We start from the raw sequence: 12,816 nt of genomic DNA, 5'->3' as shown, positions 1-12,816 counted from the left end.
TGGGGGCGGCCGGGCCGCGTCATTTCCCGACCCGCGCCGGCGAATACCTAGCGTGCCCAGTGACCGATCGGCCCTGCCTTCGTTCCCCCGTAAGGGGGACGGCTCGTCTTACGGCAATTCTGATCTGCAGTCTCTGAACGAGGTGTTCGCCATGGTGGCCCCACCGGACAACGACGTGCTCTGGGCACGCGCCCTGCACTTCTCCCACAACGGTTCGCCCGCGCTCACCGGCGTCTCGCTCGGTGTCCGCGAGGGCGAGATCCTCGCCGTCACAGGGCCGCGCGGCAGCGGCAAGACGACGCTCCTGCAGTGCCTCTCCGGCCAGCTCCTGCCGCAGCAGGGCGAGGTCTGGTTCAACAGCACCCCCGTCCACACCATGGGCGCGCTCGTCAGGGAACGGCTGCGCCGCGACCGCTTCGCCTGGATCGACCCCGAGCCCCACCTCGTGCCCGAGCTGAACGCCTGGGAGAACACGGCGCTCGCCCTGATGATGCGCGGCGGCAGCCGCCGCGCCGCCAAGGCCGGTGCCCTGGAGTGGCTGGAGCGCCTCGACATCGGCATGTGTGCCCGCAAGCGCCCGCACGCCCTCATCCAGTCGGAGCGCCAGCGCGTCGCCATCGCCCGCGCCCTGGTCACCGCCCCCTCGGTGCTCTTCGCCGACGAGCCCACCGCGCCCCTGCACCGCGCCGACCGCGCCCACGTCCTGCGCACCCTGATGGCCGCGGCCCGCTCGCACGGCATCACCGTCGTCCTCGCCACGCACGACACCGAGGTGGCCGCCCTGGCCGACCGCACGGTGTCGCTCCTCGACGGACGCCGCGTGAACACGGTCCATCTGCCCGGGGTGCCCGGCGGCTCCGACGCGGAAGGCCGGGCCGCGTGCTCGCTCTCCGTCTAGCCCGCGGGGGCCAGCCCGTCGTCCAGTTGCGCAGGCTCCTGGTCGCGGCCGCCTCCGCCGGCACCGGATTCCTCCTGCTGTGCACGCTCGGCTACGCGCTGGGCCACCCCGACGCCTCCACCGGATCCGTACTGCGCCTGGCCTGGTGCGTGGTGCCGATCGCCGCGACCGTCCACCTCGCCGTCGCCGTCGCGCGCACCGACCCGGGCACCAAGCCGCGTCCCGGCCTGTCCGCGGTCGGCCTCGGCCCGGCACGCCTGACGCTCATCTCGGCGATCTCCACCGCGGCCGCCTGCACGCTCGGCTCGATGCTGGCACTGCTGGTCTTCCTGCACCTGCGCGGCGACCTCTCCGGGCTGCCCTTCGACGGGGCGGCACGCGGTCTCCTCGCCGCGGACCAGCCTCTGCCCCTGGCCGCCACCCTGACCCTGCTCGCCCTGGTCCCGCTCACCGCGTCCGGCGCCTCGGCCCTCGCGCTGCGTCCGCGCGCCGCCAAGGCCGGCGAGCCCCAGCCGGACCCGCGCGACCCCGCCGCCCCGGTGCCCGCGCCGATCGGCCTGCCCTGGGGCGTGGCGCTGCTGGCCATGGGCCTCGCCGTGGAGACGTACGCCTCCCGCGCGCACAGCCCCGCGGGGTTCCCCATGCCTGGCGGTCTCGGCGGCAGCCCGGCGGGCGTGCTGGCCGGCTGGACGCTGACGGCCCTCGGCCTCGCCCTCGCGGGTCCCGGACTCACGTACCAGTGCGGGCGGGCGCTCCAGTCGGTGCGGCCGGGGGCCGCGCGGCTCCTCGCTGGCCGGGTGCTCCAGGAGGAGGCCCGTCGTATCGGTCGCCCCCTGGGCGTGGTCTGCGCGGTGGCCTCCGGCGCGTACGCGGGACTCACTCTCTGGTCGGGACGTCAGCCCGACCTCGGCCCGCTGTCCGCGCTCGGCGCCGTCCTCGTCATGGGCTGTACGGTCGCCACGCTCCTGACGGCCGCGATCGAGGCCAAGCACGCCCGCTCCGACACCAAGGCCGCCCTGCTCCGGCTCGGCGCCCCCGCGAGTCTCCTCCGGGGCGCGGCCGGGCTGCGCGCGGCGGCACTGCTCGCCGTGTTCGGGCTGCTGACATGGACCGTCGCGGAACTGGCGGCGCTCCCGCTCGCGCCCTGAGCGGGGTGCGCACCCTCTCGTCGCGGGCCACCGAAAAAGATCGAAAGAAAGTTCGCGGCGGGCGATGAGTTACGGCCGGACCTCACGTCTAACCCTGCGTACGGCACAGCGACGCGACACCGAGACCAGCGAGCGAAAGCGAAGGACCCGCCATGTACCAGCAGATGATCTTCCCCAACCTCGCCGTGAACGACCTCGACGCGTCGAAGAAGTTCTTCACCGAGCTCGGGTACTCGATCAACCCGCAGTTCTCCGACGAGACCTGCGCCTCCGTGGTGGTCAGCGAGCACATCGTGGTCATGCTGCTCACCAAGGAGAAGTACGCCGGCTTCACGAAGAAGACGATCGTCGACTCGACCAAGAACACCGAGGTGCTCCTGTGTCTGAGCGCCGAGAGCCGCGAGAAGGTCGACGAGCTCGTCGACAAGGCCATCGCCGCGGGCGGCACCGAGACCGGCGAGAAGCAGGACCACGGTTTCATGTACGGCCGCGCCTTCGACGACCCGGACGGGCACACCTGGGAGATCATGTGGATGGACCCGGCGGCCGTCCAGGGCTGATCTTCCGGGGTACGGCGCCCTAGCATGGGCGGGTGCAGATCTCTGAACCCGCCCCGCGCAGGCCCGCGATCCCTCACACGGACGCCGGCCGTGAGATCGAGACGCTCGACGAGTTCGACGAGGTCGTGGCCGCGCACGGCTCGCTCGCCGGACGCCGCGTGCAGGCCGTCGACCTGACGGAGCGTACGGACGAACTGCTCGCCCTGGACGCCGAGGGCGCCGTCTTCCTCGGCTGTCCGATGGGGCCCGACGCCGCGGCCCGGATCCGCGCCATCGGCGCCCTGGTCTTCCCGCCGGTCCCCGGCCTCCCCTTCGACCCGTACCGGGGCCTTCTCTACTCCCCCGACGAGCTGTTCGCGGGCCTCGCGGAGGGCGGATACGAGTCGACGCCGGACGCCCGCGCGTACGACTGGTTCCAGCAGACCAAGGCCGACCACGACGTCTTCGCGTCGATGCTGCGGGCCGTGCACGACGACTCCGTCTCCGACGCCCTCGACGAACTCCTCGTCGGCACCAGGGTGGTGGGGGTCATGGGAGGTCACGCGATGGCGCGCGGCACGGACGGGTACGCGGGCGCGGCGCGGCTCGGCAGGACGCTCGCGCGGTCCGGGGTCACCGTCGCCACGGGCGGCGGTCCGGGCGCGATGGAGGCGGCGAACCTGGGCGCGTACGCGGCACGGTTCGACGACGGGATGCTGACCGAGGCGCTCCGACTCCTGTCCACGGCGCCCTCGTTCACCCCGTCCGTCACGGCGTGGGCGTCGGCCGCCTTCGAGGTGCGCTCCCGCTGGCCGGACGGCGGCGACTCGGTCGGCATCCCCACCTGGTTCTACGGCCACGAGCCGCCGAACGCCTTCGCCGGGCACATCGCGAAGTACTTCGCGAACGCCACCCGCGAGGACGGCCTCCTGGCCCGCTCGAACGCGGGGGTGGTCTTCCTGCCGGGCGCGGCCGGCACCGTCCAGGAGATATTCGACAACGCGACGCCGAACTACTACGAGTCCCGGGGCGCGCCCACCCCCATGGTCCTCGTCGGCCGCGCCCACTGGACGGAGCGCCTGCCGGCCTGGCCGCTGCTCACCGCACTGGCCCGCGAGCGCTCGATGGACGCGCGGATCGCGCTGGTGGACACCGTGGAGGAAGCGGCGGACGCGCTCGCGAAGCTGGGCTGAGCTCTATCCGAACGTCGCCCGTTCCAGCCAGAAGTCCAGCAACTCCCGCTCCCCCAGGACCTCCACGCGTCCGCCGTCGAGGGGCGCGCGCCGATAGAACGCGAGCAGCACATCCGTCAGCGGCCCCCGCAGGGCGACCGTCGCCTTCTCGTGGCCACGGCGCCAGGCGAACCCGTCCTCGCCCAGCTCGACCAGCCATTCGGCGTTCAGCTCCGCCGGTGCGTCGGTGGCGTGGAGGTGCAGGCTGCGGCCGCCGCCGCGCAGCTCCGCCGCGGTGTCGGACGGGTCCGACCGCTGGACGTGAGCGACGATCTGGAGCCACTCGTCGATCGCGTCGGCGGCGAGGTCGGGCGCCACCTCGTACGCGGCCTTCGCCGTGAGCGCCGCGTCCGCCCGGTGGATCACGGTCTCGTGCGTCATGCGGCGCGCCCAGAATCCCGTGGTGTGCTGCCAGGACCAGGTCCAGACGCGGGTGTCGGGGCCGGCGGCGCGCAGCGTCCGCGCGGTCAGCTCGGCGCCTTCCATGAGCCAGGCCGCGAGCTCGGCCGGGTCGTCGCTCCCGGGCCCTTCGAAGCCCGGCACCTTCTCGTCGGGGATCTCCTCGGTGGCCCCGGTCCGTGCGATCGCCTCGGCCCAGCGGTGCGCGCCGCCGAGGTGCACGACGAGGTCGCGCAGGGTCCAGTCGGGGCAGGTCGGCACGGTCGCCGTCAGGTCGGCGCCGGCGAGATGCCCGGCCAACAGGGCGGTCTGCGCGACGACTTCGTCGCAGTAGTGGCCATGGACGAGCTGTCCGGATGCCGCGGTCTCCGTCGTCATACGGCGGACCCTATGCGGCGGACGGGCCGTCCAGCACCACGATTTCGCCCGCGTCGAACGCCACCCCGACCTCGTCCCCCGGCTCCGGCGCGTCCCGCAGCGCGCAGGCCGCTTCGAGGCGGGGCGCTTCCGTGGCCTGGAGGTGTACGGCGACATGCGTGCCGCGGAAGGTGCGCGCGGCGACCGTACACGTCAACTGGGCCTCGGCGGCAGGCGCGAGGCGTACGCCCGCGGGCCTGACTAGGATCTTGGCGCGGCCCTGCGGGGACCCCGCGGGCACGGGAACCTTGCCCCAGGGCGTGTCGGCCGCCTCCCCGACGATCGTGGCGTCGACCACGTTGTCGAAGCCGAGGAAGCGCGCCACGAACTCGTCGGCCGGGTGCTGCCAGACCTCAAGTGGCGTACCGGACTGGGCGATCCGTCCGTCGCGCATCACCACGACGCGGTCGGCCAGCGCGAAGGCCTCGCCCTGGTCGTGCGTCACGGCGAGCACGGTCGTACCCAACTCGCCGAAGAGTTCCCTGAGTTCGACGACCAGACGTTCCCGCAGCGAGCGGTCGAGCTGGCCGAGCGGTTCGTCGAGCATGAGCAGGCGGGGTCGCGGGGCGAGCGCCCGGGCGAGGGCGACGCGCTGCTGCTCGCCGCCGGACAGCGAGGCCACGGCGCGCCCCTCGGCCCCGGGCAGCCCGACCAGCGCCAGCAACTCCCGTACGCGAGCCTGCTGTTCGGAGCGCGCGGCGCCGTGCATCCGCAGCCCGAAGGCGACGTTGCCGCCCACGTCGCGCTGCGGGAACAGCTGGTGGTCCTGGAACATGAGGCCGACGCCCCGTCGGTGCGCGGGCACGCCCGACTGGTCACGGCCGTCGAGGAACACGCGCCCCCCGTCGAGTCCCTGGAGCCCGGCCACGACCCGCAGCAGCGTCGACTTGCCGCTGCCGCTGGGGCCGAGCACACACACGATCTCGTGCGCGGCGACCTCCAGATCGACCCGGTCGAGCGCGGCATGCGCCGCTCCGGACGGACCGCCGAACCGCACCGTCGTGTCGTCCAGGGTCAGCAGGGCCATCAGAACTCCCCCGTCGTACGGTCCGTGCGGATGCGTTCGAGCAGCAGCAGCGACACCGCGCACACCACCATGAGAATCGTCGAAAGGGCCATCGCCTGGCCGTAGTTGAGGTCGCCGGCGCGACCGAGGAGCCGCGCCACGGCGACCGGCAGGGTCGGGCGGTCCGGGCGGGCGATGAACACGGTCGCCCCGAACTCGCCGAGCGACACGGCGAACGCGAATCCGGCCGCGATCAGCAGGGCCCTGCGCACCATCGGCAGATCGACCTCGCGCCAGGCCCGCAGCGGCGAGGCGCCGAGGACGGCGGCCGCCTCGCGCAGCCGCCCGTCGACCGCGCGCAGGACCGGCAGCATGGTGCGGACGACGAAGGGCACCCCGACGAGGGCCTGGGCCAGCGGCACCAGGATCCAGGTGCCGCGCAGGTCGAGGGGCGGCTTGTCCAGGGTGATCAGGAAGCCGAAGCCGACGGTGACGGCGGAGACGCCGAGCGGCAGCATCAGGAGCGCGTCGAAACCCCGTACGAGACGGCCGGCCAAGGGGGTCCCCCCGCTCGAGCGGAGCCGAGAGTGGGGGAGCGTCAGGGCCGCGGCGGCGAGTCCGCCGATCACGACCGCGATGGCGGTGGCGGCGAGCGCGTACGTGAGGGAGTTCCCGATCGCCTCGATCGGCGGCACCAGGAACACACCGCTGTCGGACGAGGCGAGCGCCTTGTAGTAGGTGAACCCGAAGCCGTCCGGCCCCTCGAAGGACCTCTGGATCAGCACGCCGAGCGGCAGAAGGATCAGCACCGCGACCGTGGCGACCACTCCGGCGAGCAGCGCCCACTGGCCCGCGCCGCGCGGGCGCCGGGCGGTGTGCGCCGCGTCGACGAGGCGCAGCGCGCTCTCCCGCCGGCGCACGCTCCAGGCGTGCACCGCGAGGATGATCCCCACGGCGGCGAACTGCACGATCGTGAGGACGGCCGCCGTGGAGAGGTCGAAGATCTGCGCGGTCTGCCGGTAGATCTCCACCTCGAGCGTGGAGAACGTCGGCCCGCCGAGGATCTGGACCACGCCGAACGACGTGAACGTGAAGAGGAAGACCATCAGCGCGGCGGCCGCGACGGCGGGCCCGAGCGCGGGCAGCGTCACCTTCCGCCAGGCCGTCCAGCGGGAGGCGCCCAGCATCCGGGCGGCCTCCTCCTGCCGGGGGTCGAGCTGCGACCACAGTCCGCCGACGGTGCGCACGACGACGGCGTAGTTGAAGAAGACGTGGGCGAGCAGGATCGCCCACACCGTGGTGTCGAGGCGGACGCCCCACAGACCGTCGAGCAGCCCGCCACGGCCGACCAGCGCCAGGAACGCCGTGCCGACGACGACGGTCGGCAGCACGAACGGCACGGTGACGGCGGCCCTCAGAACCTGCTTGCCCCTGAACTCGAAGCGCGCGAAGACGTACGCGCCGGGGAGCGCGATCAGCAGCGTGAGCACGGTCGAGGCGAACGCCTGCCAGGTCGTGAACCACAGGACGTGGCGGATGTCGGACTGCCCGAGCACGTCGGCTGTCCGCCCGAACTGCCAGTGGCCGCCCGCCTTCAGGCCGCGGGCGACGATCGCCGCGACCGGATAGGCGAAGAAGACCGCGAAGAACGCGACGGGCACGGCCATCAGGCCGAGCCGCGCCGCGCTCCCGCGCCGACGACCCTTACGGGGCTCCGCCGGAGGCTTTGCCGGGTGCTTGACCGGGTGCCTGACCGGAGGTTCCCCGGGGGGCGTCACTTCAGTACGAGCGAGGTCCACGTCTTGACCCAGGCGTCACGGTTGTCGGCGATCTTCTGCGGTGCCATGGTCTGCGGGGAGTCGACCTTGACGTCGTACTTGGCGTAGTCGGCGGGCAGGGCCGCGTCCTTCGTCACCGGGTCCACGAACATGTTCAGCGGCATGTCCTGCTGGAACTGCTTCGCGATCAGGAAGTCGAGGAGCGCCTTGCCGCCCTTCTCGTTCTTCGCGTTGCTCAGCAGGCCGGCGAACTCGGTCTGGCGGAAGCAGGTGCCGGTCGCGACCCCGGTCGGGGCGGTCTTCGGCTGCGGATCCGAGTAGATCGCCTCGGCCGGCGGCGACGACGCGTACGACACGACGAGCGGCCGGTCACCGCCCGCCTTCCTGCCACCGGCGGAGCCCGAGAACTCCTCGTTGTAGGCCTGCTCCCAGCCGTCGACGACCTTCACGCCGTTGGCCTTGAGCCGCTTCCAGTAGCCCTGCCAGCCGTTGTCGCCGTACTGCGCGGCGCTGCCGAGCAGGAAGCCGAGGCCGGGCGACGACGTCGACACGTTCTCCGTGACGAGCAGGTTCTTGTACGCGGGCTTGGCGAGGTCGTCGAACGAGGCGGGCGGGGTCAGCTTGTGATCGGCGAAGTACTTCTTGTCGTAGTTGACGCAGATGTTGCCGGTGTCGATCGGGGTGACCCGGTGCTTGCCCTTGTCGAGCTGGTACTCGGTCCCCACCTGGTCCAGGCCCTTGGCCTCGTACGGCTGGAAGAGCCCGTTGTCGAGGGCGCGCGACAGGAGCGTGTTGTCGACGCCGAAGAGGACGTCGCCCTGCGGGTTGTCCTTGGACAGGATGGCCTTGTTCACGGCCTCGCCCGCGTCACCGTCCTTGAGGACCGTGACCTTGTAACCGGAGCTCTTCTCGAAGTCCTTGAGCACGTTCTTGGAGACGGCCCACGAGTCGTGGCTGACCAGGGTGACGGTCTTGGAGTCCGCCGAGTCCTTGCCGGAGTCGGATCCCCCGCACGCGGAGAGCGTGACGAGTCCGAGACCGGCCGCCACGGCGACGGCCGTGGCCTTGATGATGGTGCTCACTGAGTTCCCTCCTGGGTGACCAGGAAGAGACGCGGCCCTGCCCGGGGATCGCGGACGATTCCCGGGCAGGGCGCAACAGCTTGAGTGGCGACCGAACTTCCTACCCAGAATGACCTGGGCAAGGTTCAGAGGGTCTGCGGCCGATGCCGCACTCTCAGCGCTGTGGCGCTCCCCTGTCGGAATATGAAGATGTACGTACGCCAGTCAGGTTACCGCTCGGTGGCGGCGAGCTGACCGCACGCCCCGTCGATCTCCTGGCCACGGGTGTCGCGGACGGTGACCGGCACGCCGTGGGCCGCGATGGCCTCGACGAACGCCTTCTCGTCCTCGGGGCGCGAGGCCGTCCACTTCGAGCCCGGCGTCGGGTTCAGCGGGATCAGGTTGACGTGGACGCGCTTTCCCTTGAGCAGGCGGCCGAGCCGGTCACCCCGCCAGGCCTGGTCGTTGATGTCCCGGATGAGCGCGTACTCGATCGAGATGCGGCGGCCCGACTTCTCGGAGTACTCCCACGCCGCGTCGAGGACCTCGCGGACCTTCCAGCGCGTGTTGACCGGGACGAGGGTGTCGCGCAGCTCGTCGTCGGGGGCGTGCAGCGAGACGGCGAGACGGCACTTGAGGCCCTCGTCGGCGAACCGGTGCATGGCGGGGACCAGACCGACGGTCGAGACGGTGATCCCGCGCTGCGAGAGGCCGACGCCGTCCGGCTCGGGGTCGGTGAGCGCGCGGATGGCGCCGACGACCCGCTTGTAGTTGGCCAGGGGCTCGCCCATGCCCATGAAGACGATGTTGCTCAGACGCGCCGGGCCGCCCGGGATCTCGCCGTCGCGCAGCGCGCGCATGCCGTCGACGATCTGGTGCACGATCTCGCCCGTCGACAGGTTCCGGTCGAGGCCGGCCTGTCCCGTGGCGCAGAACGGGCAGTTCATTCCGCAGCCGGCCTGCGAGCTGATGCACATGGTGACCCGGTCCGGGTAGCGCATCAGGACGGACTCGACGAGCGTGCCGTCGAAGAGCCGCCACAGGGTCTTGCGGGTGGTGTCCTGGTCGGTCGACAGATGCCGGACGACCGTCATCAGCTCCGGAAGCAGCGCCTCCTGCAGCTTGCTGCGCGAGCCGGCGGGGATGTCGGTCCACTCCGCGGGGTCGTGCGCGAACCGCGAGAAGTAGTGCTGCGACAGCTGCTTGGCGCGGAACGGCTTCTCACCGATCGCGGCGACGGCCTCCTTCCGCTCGGCGGGCGAGAGGTCGGCGAGGTGCCGCGGCGGCTTCTTGGCTCCGCGCGGGGCAACGAAAGTGAGTTCTCCGGGCTTAGGCATAACTCATCCAGTGTCGCAGATCGAATCATGTGACCTGGAGCTCAAGAGAGGGAGGGGGGTCGTCCAGGGTCGTCCCCGGTGGTCGTAGGCCCTCCCCGGACGGCCCACAGACGGCCCAGCCTCCTTCCTCTCAGGACGACATCTGCGCAGGTCGGCGCACGACTGATCCTCATTGCTGGCGCGCGCAGGCTGTCTTGGCCTCGGGACGCTCCAGTCCTTCATGTGGGGCGCGCTTCGGCGTGCACAGAAAATCGAACACATGCTCTACTTGTTTCATGGTGCACAACGAGCATTCCCGCGACATCGTGCAGGCCCAGCGCGACTGGATCCGCACCTACAACGCCCTCGCCGAGGCCCCGACCGGCAGCAATACGCGCCTTCGGCGGCGTCTGATCGACCTCTCCCGGCGTCTCGTCCAAGACGTCCCGCGGGAGCAGCTCGCGGACCTGCGCCAACAGGCTGAGGAAAAGTCGTGACCCGCGTCCGACGATCGTGGGACGTCACGGAACGCCAGCGCTCGGTGCTCGCCGCGATACGGGCCCACATCGCCGAACACGGCGAGGCCCCCACCGTGCGGGAGATCGCTGCGGCCGTCGGGCTGGCTAGCCCGTCGTCGGTGCTGTACCAACTGCGCCGCCTTGAGGAGGCCGGGATCGTTCGGCGCTCTCGGGGCGCCGGCTCGCGGGACTACCGCCTCAGCTGACGTCCGACGACGCCCGCCCCTCGTCGAGCATCAGCTGCTCTGCCAACGCTGTGCCGGATGGCAGCTGCCGGTGAGCTACGCATTACAAGCTGTCCGGGCTTGCTCCACAGCGGCCCGGAGGTGCCCAAGAAGGGGCTCGCTTCGCAGGTCAAGTGACGTGCCGGACGTTCGTGGACGGGTGCAGACCACGTCGAATCAGGCAGCAATCGAGACTAGGAGTGAGACTGGCCCAGTCGTGCTGCCACCCCTGCTTCAGCGCACCCGCCAGGGCAATCTTCTGATCCGTAGGCGGTGCGCACACGGATCGACTGAACTCCCCTGACCATCAGTGCCTGTTGGTCAGGGTTCACCTGTGCATCGGCATATGTATGTGTGCGCCGACGTTGATGTCAGGCGCTGATGTCAGACAGCGGCGCTTCCGAAGGGTCGGGCACTTGAGGCTGAGCCACGCCTCACCCCTCAACAGGCTGAACTGGGGCATCCCTTGACTCGGACCACCGCTTTAGGAGTTCGATCCGATCCTGCTCCCGCTGCTATCGGTGACTGGCACGACGTCCGGACAGGGATGCTGATTTACGCCGCCGTCCGGTGCCGTTGATGTCAGGCGTGGACGTCAGAGGCCTCGTCGACAGGGCAGGAGACGCGTCAGACCTGCGGTGAATGATCCCGGGTATGGGGTACGAACTGCACATGACGCGCGCCTCGGACTGGTTGGACAGCGAGGAACGCCCCATCTCGCTGCGCGACTGGCTTGAGTTTGCACACAACAGCGCGGCACTTCGGCAAGAAGGCCACCTCGACCTGCACAGCGTAGGCCGGCAACCGGTGTTCACATGGGGCAGCCTGGACAGCGTCGCGGTCGGGCTCCATTGGTGCGAGGGACGAGTGATTCTGTCCGGGGCCCACGCACCTGGTGTGGACCTGGTCGGCTTGGCTGACCTCGCAGCCGAACTGTCCGCGAAGCTGATCGGCGACGAGGGGGAGCAGTACCCGAGATCTGTCCGCCGCGGCAACGAAGAGCCCTGAGCTTGGGAATCACCGGGCCGTCACGGAGAGGGTTGACGCTGACCAGCGCAAACGGCCTCTGGTGATTCATCGCGAGGCGTCGCGCTTGACTGCTCTTGACCGCTGGGATCCGCTCTTTCTGGCACGAATGTGGCACGGGCTTCCATCCGCTCTGACGGGTCGCGTCACCGACCCCGCACCCGACAGCAATGTCAACCGAACGGCCCAACATGACGTGTCACCCACATGGATGAACAATTGGCTGAGTAGTCTCCCAACCGAGGCAATCTGTGAAAGGCGAACCAAATGCGCATTCGACGAATCCTCGCCGCAGTCTTCGCCACGGCAGCCCTCGCCGGACTCGGCCTCACAGGCGCCGCCACCGCCACCGCCACCGCCGGCAGCGTCACCCCGGCCAGCGTCACCCCGGCCAGCGTCACCCCGGGTGAGTGCACGGACGGCGGCGGAACGATCGATCGGTCGACGCCCATGCTCCCGACCTGCAGAGGCGGTATGAACGACGGGCAGACGGTCGACTAAACCCCACTAGGGCCCGTTGTGAAAGTGGATCGGCGCCCCGCAGCCACGCGTTGCGGGGCGCTCCCTCGCGAGCGTTCCCCTCGGCTGACGGCTCAACGTACCTGGGAGGCGTGACGAGCGCACACGGGCCCGATGAGGTCGGCGGGAGCGGCCTTGGGCTGGAGCTGCCATGGGGCGAGAGATCGGGGCCCGTACGCTGACCGCGAATCGGGCAGTCTCTGGACCTGCCCGCAATAGCCCGATGTGGGCCCCGATCTTCGAGGCTCGCCCCATGGTGGCTGTCTCAAGCCGTGGAGCCGACCGGGCCCAGCCACCGCGGGCTACCGTCCACCGCTCGAGTGTGCTCGCTACAGCCGCGCGGCCGGCGTAGCCAGGCCCGGAGCGGGGCGGAGACAAGAGCGTCGGGCCCGGCGGCGAGCCGGGGCCGCGCGCGGCGAGCGGAGCGAGCCGCCTTGATGAAGTAGGGAAAGTTCTATCGCGCAAGTACCGGGACGCATTACAAGCTGTCCGGGCTTGTTCCACGGAGGTCCGGGCGTGTCCGAGAAAGGGCTCGCCTCGCAGGTCAAGTGAAGGTGCCGGGCGTTCGTGGACGAGTGCAGACCACGTCGGATCAGGCAGCAATCGAGACTAGAACTGAGACTGCCCCAGCCGTACAGCCGCATCCTGCTTCAGCGCACCCGCCAGGATTCAGGCATGCAACCTTCTGATCCGTAGGCGGGTGCACCGTACGAGTGGGTCATGAAGCCCCAGGGA

The 12,816-nt window shown here is 70.7% G+C and carries 13 protein-coding genes; 8 read left to right on the top strand and 5 right to left on the bottom strand.

What is annotated here, in order from left to right; translation table 11 throughout:
* Positions 1–151 precede the first annotated feature (151 nt).
* The 4 genes from LGI35_RS30930 (at position 152) to LGI35_RS30915 (ending at position 3,778) form a co-directional block, all read left to right on the top strand.
* Positions 152–898: an ABC transporter ATP-binding protein gene (locus tag LGI35_RS30930; protein WP_227297498.1), complete on the top strand. Its 747-nt coding sequence runs from the start codon at positions 152–154 to the stop codon at positions 896–898.
* Entirely contained in the window at positions 880–2,046 is a 1,167-nt protein-coding gene (locus tag LGI35_RS30925) for a hypothetical protein (protein WP_227297495.1), read from the top strand. The genes LGI35_RS30930 and LGI35_RS30925 overlap by 19 nt, the downstream gene beginning before the upstream one ends.
* A gap of 152 nt (positions 2,047–2,198) precedes the next feature.
* On the top strand, positions 2,199–2,606 hold the full coding sequence (locus LGI35_RS30920; RefSeq protein ID WP_227297494.1) for a VOC family protein: 408 nt from the start codon (positions 2,199–2,201) through the stop codon (positions 2,604–2,606).
* A 32-nt stretch (positions 2,607–2,638) separates the two neighbouring features.
* Positions 2,639–3,778 (top strand): LOG family protein, encoded by a 1,140-nt coding sequence (locus LGI35_RS30915; RefSeq protein ID WP_227297492.1) that lies wholly within the window; start codon positions 2,639–2,641, stop codon positions 3,776–3,778.
* Between the two features lie 3 nt (positions 3,779–3,781).
* Here the strand turns inward: LGI35_RS30915 and LGI35_RS30910 are convergent, their stop codons facing one another.
* From LGI35_RS30910 to rlmN, 5 genes are all read right to left on the bottom strand, one after another.
* Positions 3,782–4,594 (bottom strand): maleylpyruvate isomerase family mycothiol-dependent enzyme, encoded by an 813-nt coding sequence (locus LGI35_RS30910; RefSeq protein WP_227297490.1) that lies wholly within the window; start codon positions 4,592–4,594, stop codon positions 3,782–3,784.
* A gap of 10 nt (positions 4,595–4,604) precedes the next feature.
* On the bottom strand, positions 4,605–5,660 hold the full coding sequence (locus LGI35_RS30905) for an ABC transporter ATP-binding protein (protein ID WP_227297489.1): 1,056 nt from the start codon (positions 5,658–5,660) through the stop codon (positions 4,605–4,607).
* Complete coding sequence (locus LGI35_RS30900) at positions 5,660–7,306, bottom strand: ABC transporter permease (RefSeq protein WP_227297488.1); 1,647 nt, start codon at positions 7,304–7,306, stop codon at positions 5,660–5,662. Before LGI35_RS30900 ends, LGI35_RS30905 begins: the two co-directional genes overlap by 1 nt.
* 107 nt (positions 7,307–7,413) lie before the next feature.
* The gene (locus LGI35_RS30895; protein WP_376219055.1) at positions 7,414–8,499 is read right to left on the bottom strand and encodes a thiamine ABC transporter substrate-binding protein; all 1,086 of its coding nucleotides are present in this window, start codon (positions 8,497–8,499) and stop codon (positions 7,414–7,416) included.
* Between the two features lie 209 nt (positions 8,500–8,708).
* Positions 8,709–9,815, bottom strand: coding sequence for a dual-specificity RNA methyltransferase RlmN (rlmN, locus tag LGI35_RS30890; RefSeq protein WP_116509329.1), 1,107 nt, complete (start codon positions 9,813–9,815; stop codon positions 8,709–8,711).
* A 275-nt stretch (positions 9,816–10,090) separates the two neighbouring features.
* Between rlmN and LGI35_RS30885 the strand changes: the two genes are divergently transcribed.
* The 4 genes from LGI35_RS30885 (at position 10,091) to LGI35_RS30870 (ending at position 12,063) form a co-directional block, all read left to right on the top strand.
* Positions 10,091–10,291: a hypothetical protein gene (locus LGI35_RS30885; RefSeq protein ID WP_227297487.1), complete on the top strand. Its 201-nt coding sequence runs from the start codon at positions 10,091–10,093 to the stop codon at positions 10,289–10,291.
* Positions 10,288–10,518 carry a LexA family protein gene (locus tag LGI35_RS30880; protein WP_227297486.1) on the top strand — a complete coding sequence of 77 codons (231 nt, stop codon included), beginning with the start codon at positions 10,288–10,290 and terminating at the stop codon, positions 10,516–10,518. The genes LGI35_RS30885 and LGI35_RS30880 overlap by 4 nt, the downstream gene beginning before the upstream one ends.
* 672 nt (positions 10,519–11,190) lie before the next feature.
* Positions 11,191–11,544, top strand: coding sequence for a hypothetical protein (locus LGI35_RS30875; protein WP_159032387.1), 354 nt, complete (start codon positions 11,191–11,193; stop codon positions 11,542–11,544).
* A 285-nt stretch (positions 11,545–11,829) separates the two neighbouring features.
* On the top strand, positions 11,830–12,063 hold the full coding sequence (locus LGI35_RS30870) for a hypothetical protein (RefSeq protein WP_227297485.1): 234 nt from the start codon (positions 11,830–11,832) through the stop codon (positions 12,061–12,063).
* The last annotated feature ends 753 nt before the right edge of the window (positions 12,064–12,816 follow it).

Origin of the sequence: Streptomyces longhuiensis (genome assembly GCF_020616555.1) — a bacterium.
GTDB classification, from domain to species: domain Bacteria; phylum Actinomycetota; class Actinomycetes; order Streptomycetales; family Streptomycetaceae; genus Streptomyces; species Streptomyces longhuiensis.
This window is presented reverse-complemented; position numbering and strand designations above follow the sequence as displayed.

Excerpts from the sequence above, each read along its gene's own strand:
- LGI35_RS30930 (WP_227297498.1), top strand. The coding sequence starts at position 152 with ATGGTGGCCCCACCGGACAACGACGTGCTCTGGGCACGCGCCCTGCAC.
- LGI35_RS30920 (WP_227297494.1), top strand. The coding sequence starts at position 2,199 with ATGTACCAGCAGATGATCTTCCCCAACCTCGCCGTGAACGACCTCGAC.
- LGI35_RS30910 (WP_227297490.1), bottom strand. The coding sequence starts at position 4,594 with ATGACGACGGAGACCGCGGCATCCGGACAGCTCGTCCATGGCCACTAC.
- LGI35_RS30905 (WP_227297489.1), bottom strand. The coding sequence starts at position 5,660 with ATGGCCCTGCTGACCCTGGACGACACGACGGTGCGGTTCGGCGGTCCG.
- LGI35_RS30900 (WP_227297488.1), bottom strand. The coding sequence starts at position 7,306 with ATGGCCGTGCCCGTCGCGTTCTTCGCGGTCTTCTTCGCCTATCCGGTC.
- rlmN (WP_116509329.1), bottom strand. The coding sequence starts at position 9,815 with ATGCCTAAGCCCGGAGAACTCACTTTCGTTGCCCCGCGCGGAGCCAAG.
- LGI35_RS30885 (WP_227297487.1), top strand. The coding sequence starts at position 10,091 with ATGGTGCACAACGAGCATTCCCGCGACATCGTGCAGGCCCAGCGCGAC.
- LGI35_RS30875 (WP_159032387.1), top strand. The coding sequence starts at position 11,191 with ATGGGGTACGAACTGCACATGACGCGCGCCTCGGACTGGTTGGACAGC.
- LGI35_RS30870 (WP_227297485.1), top strand. The coding sequence starts at position 11,830 with ATGCGCATTCGACGAATCCTCGCCGCAGTCTTCGCCACGGCAGCCCTC.